The 25,372-nt window shown below is 46.9% G+C and carries 15 protein-coding genes and 1 pseudogene; 2 read left to right on the forward strand and 14 right to left on the reverse strand.

Translation table 11 applies throughout. The features are described from left to right. Positions 1-12 precede the first annotated feature (12 nt). Together pepT and DW996_RS07665 are read right to left on the reverse strand one after the other, a co-directional pair. Positions 13-1,226, reverse strand: a pseudogene (gene pepT, locus DW996_RS14835) (peptidase T). Between the two features lie 58 nt (positions 1,227-1,284). After that, on the reverse strand, positions 1,285-2,475 hold the full coding sequence (locus tag DW996_RS07665) for an alanyl-tRNA editing protein (protein ID WP_118535332.1): 1,191 nt from the start codon (positions 2,473-2,475) through the stop codon (positions 1,285-1,287). 111 nt (positions 2,476-2,586) lie between these two features. On the opposite strand from DW996_RS07665, the gene hflX reads away from it, so the two are divergent. After that, the gene (gene hflX, locus DW996_RS07670) at positions 2,587-3,891 is read left to right on the forward strand and encodes a GTPase HflX (protein WP_243098710.1); all 1,305 of its coding nucleotides are present in this window, start codon (positions 2,587-2,589) and stop codon (positions 3,889-3,891) included. An 86-nt stretch (positions 3,892-3,977) separates the two neighbouring features. Here hflX and asnB read toward each other — a convergent pair whose 3' ends face one another. The 4 genes from asnB to DW996_RS07690 all read right to left on the reverse strand — a co-directional run bounded on the left by asnB (position 3,978) and on the right by DW996_RS07690 (position 10,664). Continuing rightward, entirely contained in the window at positions 3,978-5,840 is a 1,863-nt protein-coding gene (gene asnB, locus DW996_RS07675) for an asparagine synthase (glutamine-hydrolyzing) (RefSeq protein ID WP_118535334.1), read from the reverse strand. Positions 5,841-5,936: 96 nt separating this feature from the next. Next, a complete protein-coding gene (locus DW996_RS07680; protein ID WP_118535335.1) occupies positions 5,937-7,637 on the reverse strand; it encodes an EAL domain-containing protein in 1,701 nt (566 codons plus the stop codon). 13 nt (positions 7,638-7,650) lie between these two features. Continuing rightward, positions 7,651-9,399 (reverse strand): bifunctional diguanylate cyclase/phosphodiesterase, encoded by a 1,749-nt coding sequence (locus tag DW996_RS07685; protein WP_243098711.1) that lies wholly within the window; start codon positions 9,397-9,399, stop codon positions 7,651-7,653. 248 nt (positions 9,400-9,647) lie between these two features. Further along, positions 9,648-10,664, reverse strand: coding sequence for an NAD-dependent epimerase/dehydratase family protein (locus DW996_RS07690; RefSeq protein WP_118535336.1), 1,017 nt, complete (start codon positions 10,662-10,664; stop codon positions 9,648-9,650). Between the two features lie 183 nt (positions 10,665-10,847). On the opposite strand from DW996_RS07690, the gene DW996_RS07695 reads away from it, so the two are divergent. After that, positions 10,848-11,933, forward strand: coding sequence for an HD-GYP domain-containing protein (locus tag DW996_RS07695; RefSeq protein ID WP_118535337.1), 1,086 nt, complete (start codon positions 10,848-10,850; stop codon positions 11,931-11,933). Here the strand turns inward: DW996_RS07695 and DW996_RS07700 are convergent. The 8 genes from DW996_RS07700 to DW996_RS07735 all read right to left on the reverse strand — a co-directional run bounded on the left by DW996_RS07700 (position 11,930) and on the right by DW996_RS07735 (position 25,001). After that, the gene (locus DW996_RS07700; protein WP_243098712.1) at positions 11,930-12,703 is read right to left on the reverse strand and encodes a response regulator; all 774 of its coding nucleotides are present in this window, start codon (positions 12,701-12,703) and stop codon (positions 11,930-11,932) included. The two genes, DW996_RS07695 and DW996_RS07700, sit on opposite strands and share 4 nt — an antisense overlap. Positions 12,704-12,728: 25 nt before the next feature. After that, entirely contained in the window at positions 12,729-14,588 is a 1,860-nt protein-coding gene (locus tag DW996_RS07705; RefSeq protein WP_118535339.1) for a hybrid sensor histidine kinase/response regulator, read from the reverse strand. A 76-nt stretch (positions 14,589-14,664) separates the two neighbouring features. Then, the gene (locus DW996_RS07710; protein WP_118535340.1) at positions 14,665-16,023 is read right to left on the reverse strand and encodes a sensor histidine kinase; all 1,359 of its coding nucleotides are present in this window, start codon (positions 16,021-16,023) and stop codon (positions 14,665-14,667) included. A gap of 84 nt (positions 16,024-16,107) precedes the next feature. Then, positions 16,108-17,625: an MFS transporter gene (locus DW996_RS07715; RefSeq protein ID WP_118535341.1), complete on the reverse strand. Its 1,518-nt coding sequence runs from the start codon at positions 17,623-17,625 to the stop codon at positions 16,108-16,110. Between the two features lie 29 nt (positions 17,626-17,654). Beyond that, positions 17,655-19,730, reverse strand: a complete 2,076-nt coding sequence (locus tag DW996_RS07720; RefSeq protein ID WP_118535342.1) for a glycoside hydrolase family 2 protein — start codon at positions 19,728-19,730, stop codon at positions 17,655-17,657. Positions 19,731-19,845: 115 nt separating this feature from the next. Continuing rightward, entirely contained in the window at positions 19,846-20,994 is a 1,149-nt protein-coding gene (locus DW996_RS07725; RefSeq protein WP_118535343.1) for an ATP-binding protein, read from the reverse strand. A 137-nt stretch (positions 20,995-21,131) separates the two neighbouring features. Further along, the gene (locus DW996_RS07730; RefSeq protein WP_118535344.1) at positions 21,132-21,842 is read right to left on the reverse strand and encodes a LytR/AlgR family response regulator transcription factor; all 711 of its coding nucleotides are present in this window, start codon (positions 21,840-21,842) and stop codon (positions 21,132-21,134) included. A 183-nt stretch (positions 21,843-22,025) separates the two neighbouring features. Continuing rightward, a complete protein-coding gene (locus tag DW996_RS07735) occupies positions 22,026-25,001 on the reverse strand; it encodes a beta-glucosidase (protein ID WP_118535345.1) in 2,976 nt (991 codons plus the stop codon). Positions 25,002-25,372: the final 371 nt, after the last annotated feature.

Here is a 25,372-nt window from a genome sequence, read left to right on the forward strand (position 1 = left end):
TAAACGGTATATTTATACACTTTTTACGATATTGCATACAATATCTGTGCAGACATCCATCCCCTCAACGGTAATGTGTTCATAAGGACCGTGAAATCCATAACCGCCGGTACCCAGATTCGGACATGGCAAGCCCATAAAGGAAAGTCTGGCGCCGTCTGTGCCTCCGCGGATGGCAACCGTCTTTGGTGTCAGACCAGCCATTCTGGTGGCCTCCTTTGCCCAGTCAATGATCTCCATACATCCTTCGATCTGGCTGCGCATGTTCCGATAAGACTCCTTAATCTCCAGTTCCACTGTTCCCTGTCCGTATTTTTCATTTAATTTTCTGGCAATACGGCGCATATTTTCTTCCTTGGCGTGAAATTTATCCAGATCATGATCACGAATGATATATAAAAGTTCCGTTTTTTCCACATCTCCCTGCATATCGGTCAGATGATAAAAACCTTCGTATCCGCTTGTCTTTTCCGGTACCTCCTCCTTCGGAAGCATACTGTGAAATTCCATGGCAAGAGTCTGGGAATTGACCATGATATCTTTCGCACTGCCCGGATGCACATTATTGCCATGCACGGTTACCTTGGCACCGGAAGCATTAAAGTTCTCATATTCAATGTTGCCTTCCAGATCACCATCCAGGGTATAGGCATAGTCTGCGCCAAAATGCGCCACATCGAAAGCATCTGCCCCTCGCCAATCTCCTCATCCGGGGTAAAGCCGATACAGATCTTGCCGTGCGGGATCTTGTCTGCCACAATGCACTCCATTGCCGTCATGATTTCTGCAATGCCCGCCTTGTCGTCTGCGCCAAGTAAAGTTGTGCCATCGGTCGTGATGAGGGTTCTGCCCACATAATTTTTCAGATGTGGAAAATCCTTGACGGACAAAGTCCTGCCGCTCTTGCCAAGCACGACATCCCCACCGTCATAATTTTCATGTAAGACAGGCTTAACTCCCTGTCCGCAGAAATCCGGTGCCGTGTCCATATGCGCAATAAAGCCGATCACCGGCTTATCCTCCATGCCCTGCGTCGCCGGAAGGGTACCATAGACATAGCACTTATCGTCTACATGGGCATCTGCAATGCCGATCTCCTTCATCTCCGCCACCAGTTTGTGCGCAAGATCAAACTCTCTTTCTGCTGACGGCACAGTCTGGCTCTTTTCGTCACTTGTCGTATATACCACGACATAGTCTAACAATCTTTCATAGGCTCTTTTCATCTTTTTATCCTCCACTCGTTTATGCTATCTGATTTTATCTATTTTTTCTATCAAAAAACTAAGCCATCCAGTTTTCTGCCAAGTGTACCTTGGCTGCCCGGACACTTCCCTGGATCATCTGCGTTCCGCCACCGCCTCTGGCATCGAAAGTCTCCCGCAGATGCGCGGCTTCCTGCCTGCAGTCTTTCGTCCGGCTTCCCACGATGAACTGATATCCCTGCTCATCACCGCCCGCAAAGATCGCACAGTAGCCCGCATGGTCTTTTACCATGTCATTGACGATGCTGCGCATTGCCTTACTATCACAGGCATCCGCAAAAAGGACCACATCCTCTGCATCCGCATCCAGACCTTTTGCCTCCTGCGCCAGGATCTTCTCCTGTGCCTGCCTGAGGGCATACGCCAGATTCTGGTTTTCTGTCTGTAAACGCTTGATATGACTTCTCAGTTCTTCTTCCGATGAACTGAGCAATCCCATCATTTCATCCACAGTCTTTGTCTTCTGCCGAAAAGCATCCAACGCACGGAAGCCACATAAGATACTGATCCGCACACCGCCCTTATAATTCTGCACATGCATGACCTTGAGTCCGCCGACCTCTCCGGTACGTCTGACATGCGGCGCACAGCAGGCACAGACATCAACTCCCGGGATCGTAACGATCCGCACCTGACCTTCCAATTCCTTTTTGCTGCGGTATTCCATGCTCTCTAGCATCTGGGGTGTCGGGAAAGCGATCTCCAAGACCAGATCATCCGCGATCACCTGGTTGACCCGCGTTTCGATCGCCGTCACATCCTCCGGGGACAAGACGCCGTCAAAGTCCATGGTCACCACAGAATCACTCAGATGAAATCCCACATTTTCATAGCCAAAGGTAGAATGCACGATACCGGAAAAAATATGTTCTCCCGTGTGCTGCTGCATGTTGGAAAAGCGATAATCCCAATCGATCTGTCCATGCACCTGATCTCCCGGCTCCAACTTCTGTTCTATGACATGCACGATCACACCGTCCCGAATCTGCACATCCTGGACCTTGCACCGGATCGCCGGGCGCAGTCCGTGTCCAACAGACAACCATCCCTGATCCGGTGTCTGTCCCCCCTGTTCCGGGAAAAAGAGGGTCTGATCCAGAATCACTTCGTAACGATCCTGTTCCTCTTTCAATGCCTTTACCGCAAGGACATTGGCATCAAACTCCGTTTCATATGGGAATTTATCATACAAACATTTTGTTTTTTCCATTCGATCACCTCACAGATATCCGGCTTTTACGCCACATAATATCCTATCATAGCACAAGCATGGGATTTATGGTATGATAAAAGACACAAAAAAGAAATGAGAACACAAAACATGAACGAAGAAAAAGATAGAGCCATTCTCGTTGGCTTACAATTAAATGACGGATCTTCTTTTGAACACAACTTAGAAGAACTGGAAAGTCTTTGTCAGGCTTGTGATATTGCGCCGGTCTTTACCATCACACAATCCCTGGATGCCCCGCACCAGGCGCTCTATATCGGTTCCGGTAAGGTGCACGAGGTCAAGGAGGCTGCTGCCAATTTGGATGCAGACCTTATCATCTTTGACAATGCCTTATCCCCATCGCAGGCACGCAACTTAAACCTCGAGATCGGACTTCCCATCTTGGATCGCACAGCACTCATCCTTGAGATCTTCCAGTCCAGAGCGCGCAGCCGCGAAGCCAAATTACAGGTAGAACTGGCAAGACTCCAATATCTTCTGCCTCGTTTATCCGGTATGGGAACCGCCATGTCAAGGCAGGGCGGCGGCAGTGGATCACGCTCCAACAAGGGTGCCGGGGAGAAGAAACTGGAACTGGATCGCAGACATATCAGCCACCGCATTACTGAGTGTAAAAAAGAACTCCAGACGATCAAAAAGCAAAGGGTGACCCAGCGCAAGAGCCGCAACGCTTCCCAGACCCCATCCGTGGCACTGGTCGGATACACCAATGCAGGCAAATCCACCCTTTTAAACGCCATGCTGTCGCACTACGGCAATGATGAGATCACAGACATCTCCCACAAAAAAGTCTTGCAGGAAGATATGCTCTTTGCCACCTTGGATACTACGGTGCGCAAGATCACCATTCCCGGCAAGCCTGCCTTTTACCTATCCGATACCGTGGGATTTATTGATAAACTTCCCCATCATCTGATCGATGCCTTCCGCTCCACCTTGGAGGAGGCGATCGGTGCCGATCTTTTGCTGCAGGTGGTGGATGTATCAGATCCTTACTACCGCGAGCATATGTGCGTGACCCAGGATACCTTAAATGATCTGGGTGCCGGCGATATTCCTATGCTCATCGTCTACAACAAGGCAGACCGCCTGCCTCAGTTTGCTCATGATCTTCCGATCGTTACCGGAAACCATATCCATATGGCAGCCGGTGCAGACCTTGGCATGGATGCCCTTGCCGACTTGATCTTATCCAACCTCTTTGGCAAGCCTGTGACCATGGAACTTTTGATCCCTTACAGCCAGGGTTCGCTTGTGCACAGGATCTCGGAAGCCGGCGAAGTCGCCAAGACGGAATACCAAAATGACGGCACTTATATGCAGGTCACCTTCACACCATCCGTCAAAGACCATGCCCTTATGCAGGAGGTCGCGTCCTACCGCATCGGATAAGCAGCATTTTCTGTCATACAAACAAAGACCCGACAACCTGTCAGCGCCATAGCGCTTAGCAGATTGTCGGGTCTTTTATTTTCATCCTATGCCGGAATGTCTACCTCATCAGACTCAATATAAATCTTGTGCCATACTAAGAATACATAGATTGCCCAGATCTTGCGGCTGTTATCAGCCTTGCCATCTCTGTGGTCAGCCAGCAACTTCGTCAAAAGGGTCTGATCGAAATACTGTGCCGCTACATCCGAAGAAAATACCTCCTCAACCCTGTGCAGATACTTCGGTTCTCTCAACCACACACGGATTGGAACCGGGAATCCCAGTTTCTTTTTATTTGCCGTCGACTCCGGCAAATGGCGTTTTGCCGCAATACGAAAGGCTCTCTTGGTTGCCTCATCTGTCACACGATAATCGATCGGCAGATTCTTTATGTATTCAAATACCTTGATGTCAAGATACGGAACACGTGCCTCCAAAGAATGTGCCATACTCATCTTGTCCGCTTTCAGAAGGATGTCCCCCTGCAGCCAGAAGTTCATGTCAATGTACTGCATCTTTGCAATGTCATTCAAGCCCTTGCACTTTTCATAGTAAGGTGCCGTCAACTCCTGTGGTGTCACATGGGTCAGTTTGGTCTGTAAGATCTCCTCACGCTCCTCCACAGAGAAAAGATTGGCATTGCCGATAAAGCGTTCTTCCACGCTCTTGCTTCCACGAATGATAAAGTTCTTGCCCTTGAAATTAGGCAGTTTCTTGACAATGGATGCCAAGCCCTTGCGGAGTCCCAATGGCAGTTTCTGATAACCAGCCAAAGACAAAGGCTCATGATAGATATTGTAGCCTCCGAAAAATTCGTCTGCGCCCTCACCGGACAAGACAACCTTGATGTCCTTTGCTGCCAGTTCATCTACAAAATAAAGTGCGATACAGGACGGATCTGCCAAAGGCTCATCCATGTAATACATAACCTTTGGAATGCTGTCAAAATACTCATCCGCACTGATGGTCTTATTGATGTTCTTTTTGCCGAGTTCTGCCGTCAGGCTCTCTGCGTAACGGATCTCGTTGTACTTACTCTCTTTATCCAAAAATCCAACGGTATAGGTCTTTTCTCCCGGGAACTCAGCCACCAGATAAGAGGAATCCACACCACTGGAAAGCGAAGCGCCGACCTCTACGTCTGCAATCATATGCGCCATAGTAGACTCGTGTACGATCTCCTCGATCTCGTTTACTGTCTTTTCCAGAGACTCCGGTTCTTTTGCCGGCTGCATGAGCGGATCGTAATACTGATGGATCTCGATCTCGCCGTTTTGCATGAGCATATAATGTCCTGCCGGCAACTTGAAAATCCCCTTGAAGAAGGTCTCCGGCAATACGGAATACTGGAAAGACATATACTGCTCTAAGGCTGCCTCATTGACCTCGCGCTTGATGTTTGGGTATGCCAGAATACTCTTGATCTCAGATGAAAATACCAGATTTCCATCCTGCTGTGTATAATAAAACGGCTTGATGCCGAAGAAATCCCTAGCGGCAAATACCAGATCCTTTTTCATATCATAGATCACAAAAGCGAACATACCACGCACCTTGGAAAGCAGGTCTACACCGTACTCCTCATAGCCGTGGATCAGGCTCTCTGTGTCTGCATTGTTAGCAAAGACATGCCCCTTGGCAATCAGATCCTCACGCAATTCCAGATGATTGTAGATCTCGCCATTAAATACGATAACGACATCCCCTGTCTCATTAAACATCGGCTGCATACCGTGATCCAGATCAATGATACTCAACCGGCGAAAGCCCAGCGCCACCTGATCATTGACATACATGCCCTCCTGATCCGGTCCACGATGGATGATCTTGTCCATCATCTTCTTTAAGACGGCTTCTCGATCCCAATCCTCTTTGCTTCTTCCAATAAATCCACTTATTCCACACATATCATAATCTTCCTTTGGTCTTGTATTTGCTGTCAATATAGTATGCACGTTTTCTGCTTGTCTATGCGCATCTATCCATACGATTATAATGGTTTCCTAAGATGAAATCAAGGATAAGAAATCCCCCTTAGCCACCGGCTTGGAATAGTAATAACCTTGATAATAGGTTGGATGATACTGCTGCAGATACAACTCCAGCGCCTGATCTTCAATACCCTCAATACAGAGATCTGCATGAATCGTCCCTGCCCCATCAGCAATTGCCGATACAATGATCTGATTCATAGGCTGATTCTGTATATTCTGCACAAAAGACCGGTCGATCTTGATCTCATCCAAAGGCAGTTCCAAGACCAGTTGCAAAGAAGCATTGCCCGTGCCGAAATCATCCATGGCAACCCGGATGCCCTGACTGCGGAAAAATTCGATCTCTCCTCGCAGGAAGTCAGTATCCAGTTCTCGGCAGCGTTCCGTCAGTTCCAGACAGAGATTTTCCGGCGGATATGCCGTATCATGCAGGGCATTTAAGACCTCCTGCCGAAATTCCTTGCGCTCCAACTGGGGAGCCGCAATATTGACATTGATAATAAAATCAGGAATGATCTGACGCATCTCTGTTGCATCCTGCAAAGCCTGCCATATAACCCAGTTACCCAGTTCAAAAATACAGGCGTTCTGCTCAATAAAAGGAATAAAACGGTCTGGCGATACAAATCCATACTTGTCATCCTGCCAGCGTATCAAAGCCTCTGCACCTATGATCCGATTATTTCTGGCATCTACGATCGGCTGGTAGTAGAGGGAAAATCCGGAAAAATCAGTCATAATCTGCTGGTAGATCGTGCCGATCATATCCCGATCGCCAAATTCATGCTTATGTTTTTCCATATTGTAAAAAACAATATCTCCATGATAGATGGTCATGGACTGTCCGATCGCATAACCCAGATTCGCTGTAATACGATCTACCTCTCCATGTGCATTGCCAAAAATAGCAGCGCTCCCCAGCACACGACAGGTTACATGCTTGTCACCGATGTCAAACCCCCGATATGCCATGGCTCGAATTGCATCATAGAGCAGTTTGGTCTGTGCCCGATCCATATCATGCATGCAGACCCCATACATGGACGTATCCATGTGATAGACCGTTCCTCGTTCACCAACAATCTTCTGCAGTTCTGCCCCGAAAAACCGCAGCACCTCGTCTCCAAAGCGGTAGCCATACAAGGTATTGATACTGCTCAATTTGTCAATGACCAGCATCATGACCGTAGTTGACCTATCTTCCTCTGTCATTTCTTCCAAGCGCTCTAAAAAGGCGGATTTGCTGGAAAGATGTGTCACATTGTCAATCTCATCCATGATACCATAATTAGTAATGGTACCGGCAAAATAATCTATCTCCCCGTCCTTGCTCTTGAAGACAGAACTCTCACATGAGCACATGACGTATTTGCCCTCAGTGTTTTTTGCACGATACATAAGGTTCTGACTCATGCTTGTACCATCAAAAATACGCTTCATGCTCTCCTGATACATGGCAAGATCGTCCGGATGTATCCGTTTTTCCCAGATAGCGCCGGCATCATACATATATTCTCCCGGCATATCAAAATCCGCCATAGCACGTCTGGACCAGCGTGACGCATTGGTTTTCATATTGCAGAGGAAGAGATATCCTCTCTTGGCCGTCGCTGCAAACACATCAAAGACACGATCGGACAGACCAGTCGTGTCTATGGCATGCATTGTATTATCTTTTACCTGCTCTGCAGATCTTCCTATATCCCCCATAGATCTTCTCCATCTACTCTTTATCAATAAACTTGTCCATGAAATCGTCGATTGGACAAGGCTTACTGTAATAATAGCCCTGAATATAATCCGGTCCCATCGCCGTAATACGGTCTAACTCGTCCTTTTCCTCGATACCCTCGACCACTTCTTTGATATTGAGGCTATGAACCATCTCAATGATCTGCTTTAGAAGTTGGTGTTCGTAATCACTATTCAGTGCCTTGCAGGTGAACTCACGGTCGATCTTTAAGATATCCGGCTGCATCTGGGATAAGTTGATCAGGTTGGAATAGCCCGTACCGAAATCATCCAGTGCCATCTGCACACCATATTCTTTTAATCTTCTCCAGAGTTTTGTCACAATAGAGTTGCGCGCCAGATATCCGCTTTCTGTCAATTCCACAATGACGCTCTCCGGCTTCAAATGATATTTTTCTATTGCGCTTGTCAGATCCTCATAAACAGAACTCTTTAAAATCTGTACATAAGAGAAATTGATGCTGACCTTAAAATCAGGCCGTATCTTCTGGCATTCCACACATGCCCGCAATGCGGTATCAATGATCCATCTGCCAACCGGCACGATCAGACCGCTTTCCTCCAATTGATCAATAAAACGGTATGGTGGAATAAGTGTTCCCTCGGCATCACGATAGCGAAGCAAGGCTTCTGCCGCGAAGATCTCCTCGGATCCCACACGCATAATCGGCTGAAAATACAACTCAAATCCCTGGTATTCCTTTGAAACCGCCTTTCGCAGATTGCGCGTCATCTGCCGGTTGGCAACAAAGGTATCATAATCCTCTCGATCAAAGAATACCAGCTGATTCTTACCACGCTCCTTGGCGCGACTGAGGGCGAACTGCGATAACTTGGTAATCTGTTCGTAGTCCAGCGTTTCTAAATCTGCGTCAGAAATCACCCCACAAGACAAGGTATATAAAGCCTCATATTCGTGCTCCTTGATATGTTGTGCCACATGATATCGGATATTGCTATACAAAGCCTTGGCATCTTCTTTGGTCTTACTGATAAGATCAAAGACCACAAACTCATCCGATGTCATCCGATAAACGGCCTGCCCCGGTTCCAGACAATCCTTGATACAGGTAGCAACATCAAAAAGAACGTGATCGCCATAACCTATGCCCAGCGTTTCATTGATATTTTTAAAATCATCAATCCCCAAACGTAAAATATAGCATCGCGGCATTTTATGGAACTGCTTTATCTGCTCCTGAAAGGTCACTTCACCCAGAAGTCCGCTGACATTGTCAGCCTTTTTCTTCTCACCGATCTCATTGATACAGCCGATCATAAGAAAGACTTTGCCATCCTCCGAACGGATCGTACGCCCCTGACAGTTGATCCAGACCGGTTCCTGATTGACACTCATCCAGCGATAACGCAGATTGTGCCAGGACTTACGCCCACTGCGCATCTCGCTCATATCTGTAAGTAGCAGATTATAATCATCTGGGTGAACCACACGTTTGTGCACCTCATCTACATTCTGGAAAATATTAGAGGGCAGGTCAAAACGTGCCACTGCCCTCTCTGTAATATAATAAACGTCATGTTCCAGATCCCAAACATATAGATAATCATTCATGCAGGTAGAAAACAATTCTGCTGCGCGCTCAAAGAAGAGGAAAACTTCCTTTTCCCCTTCATTGTCCGATGTATGCTCATGTGTGATTGCTTCTTGGGGTTCTCCCAATATCTCCAATAATTCCTGAGAAATCATCTTATCTTTCATGTAATATCCTCCTGTGCTTCATCCTTTGTTATGCCTCCTGCGCAGCACAAAGGATTTTCAGCCTCTGCTGTCCTACTCAAAGGTCTTGTAACCCATGAAAATATTACCATTTATTGTCAGATATTTCAACAAGCGTTTTTAAATTTTATGGTATAGTTTTACCCCCCCCCGAGAATTTTCACACGATTTGAGTTTTTCAGAATTTTCTTGCTTTTTCGTAAAATTCTGTTTACTTCTTTTCCCGGGATTTACGCAGTCTTGATCTTGCCTTCCTGCTGTAACCACTGTACTTCATCACGAACGGTCTCGGTATATGGGCGGGTATGGTAGCCTAATACTTTCTTCGCCTTACTGTAGTCAAACGTATTGTTTCTCTCCAAATTATATACGGCAAAGGCGGTCATAACCGGTTTCTTTCCGGATATACCGGCTGTCTTTTCTGCAATCTTCGCAATTCCCTTTGCTACCGGTAATGGCAGAAAATGCTTGATCGGTGTGCAGCCTGTCTCGGACGCGATCATGTCACTGAGCTGGCGCATGGTCACTTCCTCGTTTCCAAGGATATAACACTCGCCTGCCATCCCCTTATCTGCAGCAGCGATCACACCGTCTGCCAAGTCTCTGACGTCGCACAGGTTAAAGGATCCCTCCATACCCATCGGCATATCTCCGTTGATGATACGGATGATGGTTCCGGTCGTCTCGCTGATGGAGAAATCATTTGGTCCAAGGATTCCGCTTGGATGAACGACGCAGGCATTTAAACCTTTTTCCGTGACTGCGTCCAAAACCGCCTGTGTTGCCATTGCCTTGGTTCTGGAATACCAGCCTACGACCTGATCCGGATCGAATTTCTTTACTTCACGGATTTTTCTTCCCTTTGGTGCTTCCGGGATGGCTCCAGTGCTGCTGACATAGACAAGTTTGTCACATTCTTTATGCTCTAAGCACTTTGCAATGATATTCTTGGTGCCGCCCACATTAACGTCAACCAATTTCTTGCTGTAATCTGCATTGGTCGTTACCATGCTTGCCACATGAAGGACTACCGTGTGCACGCCCTCCTCTACGGCAAAGAATGGCTCCAAGGATTTCTTGTCACACAGATCTCCTTCTACGACTTCCACGGACTCCGGGATATATTTTGCTGCCGGATCGTTTGGCAGAACAAAGGCTCTCACGTCAGCCCCTTCTTCCACCAACTGCCTGCATACCGTGCTTCCCAAAAATCCTGCTGCTCCTGTTACTAAATATTTTCTACTCATGATCTTTCTGCTCCTTTTCTATTTTTAAATTTTTCTTTCTTTGTTTGTTACAGGTAGTATCATAGAGCGTCAGTATTGCATAAATATTTTACTTTTGTTAAGGTTTTATTAAAGAGGGAAACATGTTATAATTTCTTCATATTAAAATGATCGATATTAGTAGATAAAGCGAGGAAACTTGCCATGGTTACCTATCCACTGAACGAATTACAACCCGGCATGATCGTTGCGGCTGATGTCTTTACGCCCCGTGGACAGTTGATCGTTCTCAGAGGCTCCATTTTAAGTCAGCAGATGATCCAGCACATGAAATACTACCATGTACCGTCCGTTACGATCCTGCCAAATGAAATTGATCCAATGTCCTTTGAAAAGGCAGACCGTAGCGAACCGACTTACGCCAAACGTATCCGCCAGAGCGAATCTTTCAAAGAATTCAGGGAGCATTATACGCAGAGTGCCAGCATTTTTCAGGAACAGTTGAGTCGTTTTGTTGCCGGCGATGCGCATCTGGATACGTCTGCCCTTTTACAGGACACGCTGGAACTTTTCGACCACAATCGTGCTTCCTTTTCCTTACTGGATATGCTGCACAATATGCGTGATCTGGACGACTCCACCTATGTGCACAGCATCAATGTCGCCGTCATTTCACGCCTGATCGGTATGTGGTCAGATCTGGATGAAGCCAATCTGGATGTTTTGACCCTGTGTGGGCTTTTACATGATGTGGGAAAAGTACAGATCCCGGATGAGATCTTGGAAAAACCTGACCGGCTGACACCGGAAGAATATGAGATCATGAAGACACATACGGTTTTAGGCTACCGCATGATGGAACAGGAGCGCATCGACAAGCGGATCAAGAATGCCGCTCTCATGCACCACGAACGTTTTGACGGCAAGGGCTATCCTTTCGGTCTTACCGGGGACCGTATTGACACCTTTGCTTCCATCGTAGCCATTGCGGATGTCTACGACGCACTGACTTCGGATCGCTGCTACCGTTCGGCAGTCTGTCCTTTTGAAGTGATCGCCCTCTTTGAAAGCAATGGACTAACCGAATACAACCCCAAATTCATCCTGACCTTTTTGGAACATATCGCCCAGACCTATGTTGGCAACTCTGTCCGTCTGAGCGATGGCAGTCAGGGCAAGATCAGCATGATCGACACAAAAAAACTTCTCCGCCCTCTCATCCAATTAGAAAGCGGAGAATTTGTAGATCTGTCCAAACGTCTGGATCTCTATGTCGAAGAGATCATTTAATCAAATAATTTTGCCTTTTGGCGTTCAAAGAAAGCATCGACTTCCGCGATGATCCTTGCCGGCTCCATGGTCTTGAGCAGATAGCCTTCCGGCTTGAGTGCCATGACCTGCATCACACTTTCCCTATCATCCTTACCTGTCAAAAAAATGACCGGAACATCGGAAAATTCTGTCTCTGTACGGATCATTTCCAGCACCTGTCTGCCATCTACGACCGGCATTTCATAATCTAACAGTACCAGATCCGGGCGGTTGGTCGCTAAATACTTGATCGCCATGGCACCGGAATTTGCTAAGATGACCTGATAGCGGTCTTCCAGCCAGCCTTTGACATTGCGCAGCATTGCCCCGGAATCATCTACGACCAGAACCTTTTTCTTGTGCTGTGCGCCAAACTTTGCGATATAGGTATCGATAACTTCCACCAATTCATTGACATTGACCGGGCGCTCAAAAAACTGACGGATGAGGTGGCCTGAGATCACACGTCCGATAGCGTCATTTTCTTCCCTGCTTCCCACCGTAAAGATGGGAATGTCGCGCTCGGCTGACTGGTCTTTGAGATAGATCAGAGCCTGCTGCATATCTCCGATCCCGTCCGATCCATAGATCAGATAGGCGCCGATGGTATCACGCTCGGCTGAGATCTGTGCCACATCCGGATCGACCACGCTTACCTGATAGCCCGCCTCTTTTATCTTATCCTTGAGAGACATGATAATATATCCCTGTACCTCTGATATGATCAAAATCTTATACGTTTCCTTCATCATTTTCTCCACTTACTTTTCTTTTTTACCCCAACTTATCCACCATGGCATGACAAAGATCCATGACTTCTTCCATGGCGACATCCGCAACCGCTGCCCGCAGTGCGTCCATATCCTCTGCCAGATCTTCCGGCATACGATATCCTTCCAATTCTGCCATGGCAGCATCTACGCCGTCCAGATCAAAGTCATCCATAGCATCTGCCATCTGACCTAAGATACGGCTCAGTTCTTCCTTTGAGGTCTCCTGTAAATTTGCCTCGTCCAGACTTCCGTAAGAACGCAGGACTTCTTTATAACTTGTATATAATTCTAATACTTCCGGCAGTCTTTCTTCAAGTCCTTTTCGGTCATTGGCATTGCCCAGGTCTTCCATTTCCTTGAAGAGGGCAGACAGACGGTCTGCACCGATCATGCGGGAGGTATTCTTGAGGGCATGGACTTCGATGGTCAGATCCCGGATCATACCATCTGCCAGACACTGCTGCATCTTTTTCGTCTTGGTATCGATCAGTTTGTAGTAGTCTCCCAAGAGGCTCAAGAAAAGTTTCTTGCCTCCCGAGTAATGCACGCCTTCTTCTACATTAAGTCCTTCAATGACAGGCAGTTCTTCCTCCTCCTCCTCTGCTGCCACATCCTCTGTCTTGATGATCTTATCCTCAGGCAGATATTGTTTTAACTTGCCGCAGATCTCCTTGATCTCAATCGGCTTTGCCACAAAATCATCCATGCCTGCCGCTACAAACTCCTCCTTGGCGCCGTTCATGGCATCTGCCGTGAGGGCGATCACGATCTCATGCTCCTGACTGCCCTTTTCCCACTCACGGATCCGACGGGTGGCTTCCACACCATCCATGACCGGCATCATGTGATCCATAAAGACCAGATCATAGGTATGCGCCTCCAGCATTTCCAGCGCCTGTTTCCCGTTTTCTGCCGTGTCGATCTGCATCTGCAAAGGTGCCAGCAAACCAATCGCAACCTTTAAGTTCAGCTTATTGTCATCGACCAGAAGGATCTTTGCCTCCGGTGCCTTGAAATTCAAGACCGCAGAAGTGCCCGCGTAGGTCACCTGTCTCTCTCTGCGGATCGCCTGACAGAAGTTGAGCGAATAGAGCGGCTTGTTCATGACCATGACCTTGGCATCCCGCAAAGCCTCCTGTACCGGATTTTGCAGAACGCAGATCTGCTTATCTCCCAACAAAGAACCATGGATGGCATCCTTGTGCTCCTCGTAGACCAGGGTATCCGTAAAGAGGAAGTCTACATGCGGGCGGTCTTTTGCCATGACATCCGGCGCGATCGGTTCTATGCCGTAGGCACGCACCAGACGCTCGAAGTTCTCCTGCAAATAGGTATTGGAAAAAGCACCACCGATCTGCAGGGTCTTTTTCTCCTCCGGCAGACTGGCAACCGGACTCTCCTCTGAGATCTTCTGGCGGATGGTAAAGTAGAACTCACTGCTCTGTCCGTAAGTGCTTCTGACACCAATCTGTCCCCCCATCATTTCAACCAACTGACGGCAAATGGCAAGCCCCAGACCGGTTCCCTCTTTGGAATGATTTTTCCGGCTGTCAACCTGAGAGAAGGACTGGAAAAGTTTCTTCTGGTCTTCCTCGCGGATGCCGGATCCGCTATCCTTGATACTCACGGCAAGGACAAGATCCTGCTCCGTCTTATCCTCCACCTTGATCGAAAGTTTCACATAGCCTCTTTCTGTAAATTTGACGGCATTGTTTAAGATATTGATGATGATCTGGCGCACGCGCAGACCATCCCCATGTAAAGTCTTTGGCAGGGTCGGGTCAATATCGTAAAGGAGTTCCACATTTTTCTCACCGATTCTGGTCAAAAACATAATGCCCAGATCACTGATCATAGACATGGGTGCATAGTCTTCTTCTACCAGTCCATCTTGCCGGACTCGATCTTGGAAAAATCCAGAATGTCATTGATGATATTTAAAAGGCTTCCCCGGATACTTTGATATTGGATAGGTACTCCTCCTGCTCCTCCGTCACATCCCCACGCAGCATGATCTCGGTCATGCCGACAATGGCATTCATCGGGGTACGGATCTCATGTGACATATTGGAAAGAAAGGCAGACTTGGCTTCGTTGGCAGCCTCTGCCTCCTGCACCAGTTGTAACTGCTTTGTCACATCCACTAAGATCAGGCTATAACCCGCGATCTTTTTCTTGTGCTTTTCATTCTGATATAAGGTCGCCAGACGGCGCTCGTAAAATCTGCCATCCAGTTCCACCTCATCCTCTGTCGTCTGAAAGAGTTGCAAAACTTCCTCCGGAAGTTCCTGATTTTTGTGAAAACGGCGTAAGACCGGAAAAAGTTTCTTGGCATAACGGTTGGCATCCAGATAACCGTAGGCATCATCTGCGATCAAAAAGACATCGTTAGTATGCTCGAATACCCAGTCACGCCCCTGGTCAGTCACCGTGAAAAATTCACCCACCATGACACTCAAGGTCATGACGCAGATCACGACGGAGGATGCGATCGGCATGATATCGAAAGGAATATCTGCAAACTGGGAAAAGATGAGCATGACCAATAGGAAGCCCTGTGCCAGCATCAGATGAAAAAGGTTGTGTCGCTCGGTTTTATTCTTCATTTTGATAAAACGGCAAAGCGTATAGACAAAGAGGAATAAGAGCATGGATGCGATCAAGCCGTAACGTACATAGTAGAGAACACCGCCATCCATATTGACCTGATACATGCCAAGGCGCTCATCCAGAGAGATATGCACATTTCCCATCCACTCCTTGCCCATTTCACCGATCATACGCTGCCCGTTTTGAACTGCATCGGATGTGTTGCCATTTGCACCCGCAATATTGCCAACTGCCTCTGACACTTTCTGCGCCGCCTGGTCTAACTCCTGTCCTTCCTCATTTAAAATGATATGAGTCGAAGACCGCATCCACATCTGTGGTACCTCGATCAGTTCAAACAGAGGCCACCCGATCGAAACGACGCGGGAAAAGCGCATATGCTGGTATTCCATCATAAAGAGGATAAAGAAGAAAAAGAAAAGTGAGATGCCGACATACTCCATGCGGTACGCCGTCGTCAACGCCTGAGAATTGTCCGTTTCCAGGATCATCAGATAAGCACAGTTGACAATGGAACAGGCGGCATTGGCAAGCATGAGATAGGTTGCCCCCTTACTCTGCTCCTTTTGTAAGATCACAACGATACTGACCACCGGAATAAAGATGCCCGCCAGTTGCAAAGTCTTTAGACAGGTCATCAACTGCTCTGCTGTCAGTGTAAAAAAATAAAAGTCAAATGTCTCCATCTTCCCACCTCTTTTTGTCCCAACAAATTCTATCTCTAATATACAAAAAGCCCCCCTGCCAAGACAAGGGGGTATTTGTGAAATTTATTTGTATTTTTCCATTGCTTCTTCTAAGCTCATGCCTTCTGCGATGGCTTCCTTACGCTTGGCATTTACTTCCTGAATCTCTTTCATGCGATCTCCGGTCAGAGAATAGCCCTTCATAGCAATCAGGGTCACTGCCCACGCGATCATTGGGATCAGGCAGAAGAGAACGATAACAACCCAGTTCATGCCCGGTGCATATGGCGTATCTGCGGTCGGCAGATTGGAAAGTCCGATCACACCTACGGCGATACCTACGACCGTTGCAGCCAGGGAAGATACCAGTTTATCTACCAGCGAAAACAGAGTTCCCATGATTCCTGGGATGTATTTGCCGGAACGATATGTCTCGTAGTCGGAACAATCCGCTACCATCGGGATCGGCATATCGGCGGTTGCATAGTAAGCACCATAACCCACACCAAAGCAGATGATAAAGAGGATCGTATATACGTTGACGCTCGGGAATACCAGATTCATGCCATTTGACGGATTCCACAATAAGAGGAGTGCCAGTACGCCCACATAGCAGACAAGTGCTACGGATACATAACGGACTAAGGATGCTTTCTGTCCCTTCTTCTGGGAAGTACGGACGGTCAAAAGGAAGAATGGTACACTCGCTGCATAGCCTAAGATCATCATCGGCAGATAGAGGCTGTCATAATTGCCCATCATACAACCATAAAGCATACACAGAACCGTTGTATTTGTCGCGATAGAAAGCGCAAGTTTGCATCCGGCTCCGGCGATCATCAGACGCTGCATCGGCTTGTTGTTCTTGATGATCTCGATGTACTCGGAAACTTTGACTTTTTTCTGTTTTTCTCCACCGACACCAAAGTACTTCGGCTGATCCTTTTCCCAGATACCGATCACGGCAAGCAGGGTCAAAACGATTGAGATAACAACACCAATTGGTGTTAATACACGGTAAAAGTCTGCACTTGAGTAATCCGCAACGTTGGCACGCAGGATCGGCGCAACGAACTGCATCACACCCATACCGACTAAAGATCCCACCGTATTGAAGATGGTAAAGAGCGGACGCTGCTTTGGATCGTTAGTAAGTACGGTCTGTCCGGATCTGGTACAGGAAGTCTGGAAAGTGTATCCGATAACCCATACAAAATACAAAAGTACAAAGACTACATAACGCAGCGGCATCATATCTGCCGGAATATACGGCGTTACGATATAAAGTAAGATGATGCTGACTGCCATGATCAGATTTCCGATCACCATAAATGGACGGAACTTTCCGAACTTGCCATTAGTGCGGTCGATCAATGCACCAATGATCGGATCGGTGATAGCATCGCAAAGACGCATGGCTGTTACCATAATAGATGCAAACATCAGTCCAAGTGCAAGTACGTTAGAACCGAATGTCGCAATGTAGGAAAGTACCAATACATAGTAGACATTGGTAGCACCATTGTTCAGAGGAAACAGTACCAACTGATACGGCTTTGCGCGGTTCAGTCCACTTGCTTCCACATTTTGTTTTTCACTCATGAATAAACCTCCTTAAATAAATATCTGTTCTATACCCAGTTCGCGCTCTTAGAACGCTTCTTTGAAAGTTTGTAATTTGCCGGCGTGTCTGTGCGTACAAAAGTTGCCGTATCTTCCAGATCTCCTGCTACCACGCGGATCTCGTTTTCTCCGTCTTTCAAATCGATCTTGCAGGTAAAGACATGATCTGCCTCTTTTGTCGCAACCAGTTCTCCGTTGCAGTAGAATTGCAGACTCGGCTGGTTGGAGTAGACTTTGACCGTGATACGGTTCTTTTTACGGTCTACAAAGCGCTTGCTGCAAATGTGGACCATAGGCTCTGCATTCCAGTATGCCTTGTAAAGGTAGAAGGAATCCTTCTTGGTCTGGCGGTCAAAGGTCACCAGTCCCTTGTGGTTCATGCCCGGCTCACCGCCCTGATCTCTGGCATCTGCCGCGAAATCAAACATATTCCACACATGGGTTGCCCAAAGCCATGGAAATCTGGCAAAGCAGCGTACCATGTATTCATGATATCTTGCCTGATATTCCTCCGTGTGATCTCCTCTGTGCGGATGCTCACTGTGGAGGTTTGGCATACCCTCTGCACCATACTCAGAATAGCCCAGCACGCGCTTCGGATATCTGGTATGGAAGATGGCAAAGAAAATATCATTCAAGAACAAGCCCGGCACATACCATCCCAGATAGAGATTGTAACTTACAATATCGGAGATATGTACGACCTTGCCAAACGGATTGCACATAGCATAGCAGGCAAGTACGGTCTTTCTTGTCGCATCCATGTTATGGCAAAGATCATTCAAAACATGATGGTTGTCTAACATGTCCTTTTTATTCTTGGTAGAGATCGTGATCTCATTGGAAAGTCCCCAGGTCACAATACAGGTATGATTGTAATTCTGTAAGATCAGTTCACGCATCTGTGTGATCGTATTGGCACGGGCTGACGGGATATGCTCGGAAATATATGGGATTTCTGCCCATACAACCATACCTTCCTCATCGCACAGATCATAGAAATACTGATCATGCTGATAATGTGCCAGACGCACGGTGTTGGCTCCGATCTCCTTGATCAGTTCCATGTCACGCTTGTGCTGCTCTTTGGGAATGGCATTTCCGATGCCCTTGAAATCCTGATGGCGGGAAACGCCATGAAGCGGATATGGCTTTCCGTTCAGGTAAAATCCTTTATCCGGATATACTGCAAAAGAACGAACGCCAAAACGCTGGCTGATTTCATCTAGAACTTGCCCGTGAAATAGCAGGCTTGCCTTAGCGGTATATAAATACGGGTCAACCACGCCCTTCCACAAATGCGGCTGGTCCATGTGGAATACATGGGATGCTGCCTGCCTGGCTGTATGGGAAAGATCCACGCTGACATCCGCCACAAGGTCAGCGGCACGCCCCTTGCCCTTGAGCCAGTTTTCGTCTGTGATAGCGCCAAAGCGAGGCTGGTCAAAGGTAAAATCAGCAAGCGATACTTCTTCTTTTAAAACGACCTGTCCTTCATGGTCTAAAATGGAAAGTTCTACAGTGTAAACAGAGGCATCTGCGCCCTCCTCCAGATACACATAGGATTCCATGTTGATGTCTGCGGCATCGCCCTTTACCTCCGGCGTGATCTGCATACCAGACATACCGTAATAATCTAATTCAAAATGATTCTTGGATACCACCAGCAGATTGACATCACGATAGATACCACCATAAAAGGTGAAATCTGCTTTCTGTGGATAGACTCTCGTGTTGACTGTGTTGTCCACTGCAATGCGAAGATCATTTTCTTCCTGCAAAAGCGCTGTCACATTGGCACGAAAAGTAGAATAGCCGCCGTCATGAGAAGCGACTTTTTGACCGTTCAATAAGACTGTAGCCGTCGCATTGACACCACAGAATTCCAAATAAACATCCTGTGTATTGGCATCAAAGTCAGGCTTTGCAAAAGTCTTTTCGTAAGTGCCGATACCACGGTAATAATCGTTGCCACCATCCTGTCCATCTATGGCATTCCAAGTATGTGGAATGTTGACCTCAATAGCAGGCTGATCTTTTATAGAAAATTTCCAATTTGGGTTCAGGGAAATGCTATTTCTCATACTTCCTCCTTTATAAAACATGCTTGTATATGTGCATTTTAAACGCTCCTAAAACAAATAACAACATACTTATCGTAAGTGGTAGTCAGACTTCCCTAAGTGGTCTGCCCACCTTTTACGGCAAAGGCAGGAGCATTTTCAGTTCAAAGGTATGGTCAGATACGTTCACGCTCATCGTGCCGTCATAGCGTCCCAAACTATGCCGGATACTGCGCAGCCCATAGCCGTGATAGCCATTGTGAGGCTTGGTAGAGACCGGCAGTCCATTCTTTAATTTCACCTGACCGGTCATAGGATTGGTGATATTGATAACCAGAAAACGGTCTCTGGTAAAGATGGCAATATCAATCAGACGCATTCTGGCATCCGAGATCTTTTCCACCGCCTCCATGGCATTATCCACGGCATTGCCAAGAATACCATAGAGATCGACCGGATCAACAAATTCCAGTTTGCTACCGTCCGCGATACAATTGATCTTGATGCCCTTTGCCTGACAAGAAAGGCTCTTTTCCGTTAGAATCGTATCCAATACATCGTTTCCGGTCTTGACGATCGCACCATAGATCTCGACCGACTGCTCCAATTCTTTCAGATAACGTTCCTTGCTCTCATCATCGGCAAGTCCCCGCAAAGCTCGAACCTGATGCTTGAGGTCATGGCATTTCTGATTGATCATGTCGATGTTATCGCGCGTGATCTCATACTGTTCTTCCTGCTGCTTCATCAGCATATTCATGGTAAAAAGTTCCTTTTCCAAGGCAGACTTTTTGAAAAGTTCCGACTGGATAAAAAGCAGGGACACACAATAAAGTTGTACGACCAGCAGTACCACATAATACATGAGATTATATCTGCCAAAATGCACGATGCGCATCATCTGATCCAGCATTTCAAAAACTGCTAAGAACAAAACTGCGGATGTCATCTGGCGCGGTCCAATATGGTACTTTCCCTTTTCCGGCATACACTTCGCCGTTGTCAGCCCAACAATCGCCAGCCCCACGGCATAGAATCCAAGCACGCCCCAGAGCAAGGCAGCCAGACTGCCATTATTGCGAAAAGGAGACAACTGATAAAGAACATGCCATAAATTCATAAAAAACTGCGAAGTCACAAGGGACCAGATCGCAACATAAAAAGCCGCACTCTTTTTTATGGTGGCACAATAATAGACGACAAAAGACATAACGACCAGATCTAAGGCCACAAGCAAAAAGTTTGTTGAACCATTCTGCGGCAAGACCACCGCTGGTCCAACCATGAGGGCGCCCCCATGATGAGTCCCGATAAAAAACGAACTTCGATCGGTTCACGTTTCTGCAAGGTATAAGATAGACCAGACCGGACAGTACCACAAAGACCTGCTCTAATAGATTGGCATAGGGTAAAAAATTCATGTTAAAAGCCTCCTCCGATGTAGTCTGTCACTTCCTTCAAAAAGTGCGCCCGGTTTCGTCTGCTGATCTCCAGTTGCGCACCGGCAACATGTACCACATTATCTTCAATCTCGGTCACATATTTGAGATTGACCAGATACCAATGATTACATTTGACAAAATGATAATCCTTAAACATTTCTTCCGCACTCTGCAAAGTACCACGCTGGGCGAACTCTCCCTCTGCTGTATGATAATGTAAAAATCGATTTTCTATCTCTATATAGTAAATATCGTTAGAATTGAGTTTTTTCATACCGCCCTGCGTATTGATGGCAAACTCTAAGTTATCACGCTTGCCTTGCACACGGCCGATAGCACGTTCCAATCGAAAGGCAAAGCCATAATAGTCAATCGGTTTCAAGACAAAATCCAATGCGCCCACTTCGTAGCCTTCGATGGCGTACTGTGCCATATTCGTGATAAATACCATGACCACATCTGCATCGCGCCCACGGATCACTTTGGCTGCATCCATGCCATTTAACTGCGCCATTTCGATGTCGAAAAAGATAATGTCATAGCGCGCCTCTGTATCATCCACGATCTCCTGTCCGTCCGCATAGGTCGTGACCAAAAACTCCAGTTTATGCTCTTCTTCGTATTTTTGAATATACTGACACACTTCATCCCTGTACTGTTCTTCATCTTCGACTACTGCAATCCGATACATGTCTTTTTCCTTTCTCTCCTGATTTCATCTTTATATAATGCACGATTTTTCCTAATTTCGCAAGGCTTGGAAAAGAATGTGCCAAGGATTTCCCCATAAAAAACGGCAACCGGACAAATATGGTAAAAGATCCGAAGCCTTTTGACCTCGGATCTTTTTCTACATCATTTTATAGGATTGTATTTATTTTTGCTTGCGCGCTTTCTTTGCTTCCTGAAAGTCAGCGTAAGCCTGACTCTTTTTAAATTCCTTTTTCTTCTTGATAAAGAGTAACAAAGATACCACAAACAAGAGGATAAAGACGATCATAACAATTCTTACGATTCTTACCAGATTCAGTTCCACTGCCTTGACCAGAGTGTTCTCTCCCACGCCGTTCATGGCAACGGAATTGGCAATCGCATATAAGTCATGGTGGCAGGCCTCGCGCATAGCACTGACCACAACCGGATCATTTTCATATTCCGGCAACTGGTTGGTGATGTATGGAAGCATGGCATCAAAGGTAGAGATACCGCCTGCCATCAGACCATCCACACCATTGACATACTTAGTCAATACATTATCGGTGATGGTAAGTCCCTGGCTGCCCCACTCGTTACGCAGGATACCGGTCATCAAGCCCTTGTTGCCGCCTGACCAGATCGCACCCCAACGTGTGTAAGCAACCATGACACCACCGCCATTTCCTTCTTCGATCGGTGCCTGGAAGGCTTTCAGATAGATCTCTCTGGCTGCCTGTTCCGGAAGCCATACACCAAGTCCCAGACGATCCTGCTCACAGTCATTTAAGGCAAAGTGCTTCATAACGACATGCACGCCCTTAGACTCAATGGCTGCCACTTCATAAAGTGACATCTCACCGGACAAAAATCCATCTTCGGAATAATACTCAAAGTTACGTCCGCCATATGGGGAACGATGGATGTTGTTTCCAGGGCCGTATAAAATGGCTACATTTGCAGACAGGCAGTCGTTACCGATTACCTTCCCGATCTCCGTCATAAGGTCACGGTTAAAGGTTGCAGCCATGATATCTTCGGAGGTAAAGGCTGTTGCAGCCATCTTTGAAGAATCTGCATTAAAGAGGGAGGCTGTCAGTCCCTGCGGTCCATTCTCATCACGGGATCCCGGTGCCTGTACAGACTCTACCGGCATGGTCCAATGGAAGGAATCGCCGATCAGGGAAACCATCTCATCGAAAGTCAACTGGTCAAGCAAAGCATCCCACTGTGGATCCTCATAATCCAGACCGATCATATCGTAAAGGGTCAGTTCCTGTGCTGCCCCCATGGTAGGCATTTCCACCTCGTCATAATCTGAGGCATCATACTGTACCAGTTGCAGATCCTCGATCAACTGATCTGTCAGGGCGATCTTTACGGTATCTGTCGGCCAGGTTCCTTCCCAGTCACTACGGCTGAGGTAAGTCACATTCTGTTCTGTACCTTCATAGAGGTTAAGATCTGAATCAGACAACTGGTTGGTGATCTCTGTACCGTTGGCAGAAACCGCATAGGTCGTGGTATCCAATGTCGGATTGTTCCATGAGCCTACAAGGGCTGCATTTCCCTGTCCGTCCATACCGTTTTCTGCACTGTAGCCCTTGGCTGCCAGAATATTGTTTACGGCATTATGGGCATCGGTTGCTGCTGTAAAATAATATGTACCTGCATCTAAGATATAAGTCTCTGCGCCATAAGCATCATAAGATGCGATGTCTGCGCCGTCTACGACCATCTCAAGTTCCTGAGATTCGCCCGGCTCCAACTCCTGTGTCTTATCAAAGCCGACCAGAGATACGGATGCCTTTTCCACTTTATTCTCGACATCATAAGTGGTATATGGAGACTGCACATAAAGTTGTACGGTTTCCTTGCCAGCCACTTTACCGGTATTAGTCACGGTAACCTTGGCATGGTACTGATGATTTGCCTCATCATAAGAAAGGCTATAGTTGCTATAGTCAAAAGTCGTGTAAGAAAGACCGTAACCAAATGGGAATGCCACATTGTCACCGTAAACATAATCGCCTGCGGAACCGGTCTGCATAATCCCATCCTCATAGCGGGTCTCATAATACTTGTAACCGACATAGATACCTTCCTGATAGATCATATAGGTATCCGCACTGTCCGGGATCACGCCTTCTTCGTAGCCTTCATACTGTACCGGTGTGAAGTTTGCCATTGCCGGTGATGAATAATTGTCATAGCAGTAGGTGTCTACCAGACTACCGGATGGATTGACCTTACCTGCCAAAATTTCTGCAACAGCGTTGATACCGCTGATACCGACATCGCCGATCCAAAGTACTGCGTCAATGTCATAGGTGTTATCCTTTAAAAAATCTACCTGTAAAGCATTAGCGGAGTTGATCAAAAGAACGACCTTTTTGATCTGTCCGTCTTTTTTCATCTGTGCCAGATTGGAAAGCATATCTTTTTCATTGTCATCCAATGCCAGATAATTGCTCTTATCATAGGTTGCATCAGCGCCTTCACCACCCACACGGGAGATCATAACAAGGGCTGCATCACCATATTTTTCTACGGATTTCTTGACATCATCCGTGTATACCTTCCAAGGTACCTCCGATGTCGTTGCACCTGCGGTCGTTACCGTACCGCCACGGTCGGATGCATACTCGGCACCGTCGCCAGACTCATAGAAATCCCACAATTTCTTATTTACCGAAAATCCCGCACTCTCCAAGGCATCTTTCCAGGTATCTGCGGAAGATGCGTCAATATTTCCTGATCCGGTTCCACCATAAACGATATTTACGCTGGAATTGGAGAAAGTACTGACCTTGGCTCCCTCCTTCAGAGGAAGTGCGTCATTTTCATTCATGAGAAGGGCTGCCCCTTCTGCTTCCACACGCTGGCATAAGTCTGTGCCGTATGCCACATTGTCCTCCACCTTGTCAAAATCTGATGTGAAGTATTGTGCATCCGCATCCTCATTTTCCAGTTTCCAGAAAGTACCGCTGGTAAAGGCTGCTAAGGTATTGTCAAATGTGGAGCAAATGACAAAGACTGCGATAAAGACAACCGCAAAGATAGCAGAAAAAATGCTCATGCCTTTCCAAGGACGGATTGCACGGTGTTTTGCCTTTTTGTAGGCTTTTTTTGCCTGTTTCCATTCTTTTTTGTCCATAATGTTTCCTTTCTTAACCCAATTTAGCAGGTTTCATCTGCCTAAGTTGCTTTCGATATAGTACATAACCTGTGATCGTCGTAATTATTTCTGTCAGAGGATAGGTCAGCCAAAATGCATTTAAGCCAAAGTGTGCAAACACCCAGCCCAAAGGCACAAAGAGGACTACCGTTCTGACGATCGTAAGAACGGAACTCTTGATGGGTGCGCCGATCGCCTGAAAATAAACAGGATGTGCATGATCCCATCTTGCCCAAAATCAATGCTGTTTTTTCCTACTGTCTTTTGCACTTTAACTCCTTCTATCCTCCTCTGTTCTATATAAAGCCTACCCATTATAACAAAGAAGTCCGAACATGACTAGCATTTTC

This window comes from Roseburia sp. AM51-8, assembly GCF_003478275.1.
GTDB classification, from domain to species: domain Bacteria; phylum Bacillota; class Clostridia; order Lachnospirales; family Lachnospiraceae; genus Pararoseburia; species Pararoseburia lenta.

Excerpts from the sequence above, each read along its gene's own strand:
- DW996_RS07730 (WP_118535344.1), bottom strand. The coding sequence starts at position 21,842 with ATGTATCGGATTGCAGTAGTCGAAGATGAAGAACAGTACAGGGATGAA.
- DW996_RS07735 (WP_118535345.1), bottom strand. The coding sequence starts at position 25,001 with ATGGACAAAAAAGAATGGAAACAGGCAAAAAAAGCCTACAAAAAGGCA.
- DW996_RS07680 (WP_118535335.1), bottom strand. The coding sequence starts at position 7,637 with ATGGGGGATATAGGAAGATCTGCAGAGCAGGTAAAAGATAATACAATG.
- DW996_RS07710 (WP_118535340.1), bottom strand. The coding sequence starts at position 16,023 with ATGGAGACATTTGACTTTTATTTTTTTACACTGACAGCAGAGCAGTTG.
- DW996_RS07695 (WP_118535337.1), top strand. The coding sequence starts at position 10,848 with ATGGTTACCTATCCACTGAACGAATTACAACCCGGCATGATCGTTGCG.
- DW996_RS07700 (WP_243098712.1), bottom strand. The coding sequence starts at position 12,703 with ATGAAGGAAACGTATAAGATTTTGATCATATCAGAGGTACAGGGATAT.
- hflX (WP_243098710.1), top strand. The coding sequence starts at position 2,587 with ATGAACGAAGAAAAAGATAGAGCCATTCTCGTTGGCTTACAATTAAAT.
- DW996_RS07715 (WP_118535341.1), bottom strand. The coding sequence starts at position 17,625 with ATGAGTGAAAAACAAAATGTGGAAGCAAGTGGACTGAACCGCGCAAAG.
- DW996_RS07685 (WP_243098711.1), bottom strand. The coding sequence starts at position 9,399 with ATGAAAGATAAGATGATTTCTCAGGAATTATTGGAGATATTGGGAGAA.
- DW996_RS07705 (WP_118535339.1), bottom strand. The coding sequence starts at position 14,588 with ATGTCTATGATCAGTGATCTGGGCATTATGTTTTTGACCAGAATCGGT.
- DW996_RS07690 (WP_118535336.1), bottom strand. The coding sequence starts at position 10,664 with ATGAGTAGAAAATATTTAGTAACAGGAGCAGCAGGATTTTTGGGAAGC.
- DW996_RS07720 (WP_118535342.1), bottom strand. The coding sequence starts at position 19,730 with ATGAGAAATAGCATTTCCCTGAACCCAAATTGGAAATTTTCTATAAAA.
- asnB (WP_118535334.1), bottom strand. The coding sequence starts at position 5,840 with ATGTGTGGAATAAGTGGATTTATTGGAAGAAGCAAAGAGGATTGGGAT.
- DW996_RS07725 (WP_118535343.1), bottom strand. The coding sequence starts at position 20,994 with ATGGTTGGACCAGCGGTGGTCTTGCCGCAGAATGGTTCAACAAACTTT.
- DW996_RS07665 (WP_118535332.1), bottom strand. The coding sequence starts at position 2,475 with ATGGAAAAAACAAAATGTTTGTATGATAAATTCCCATATGAAACGGAG.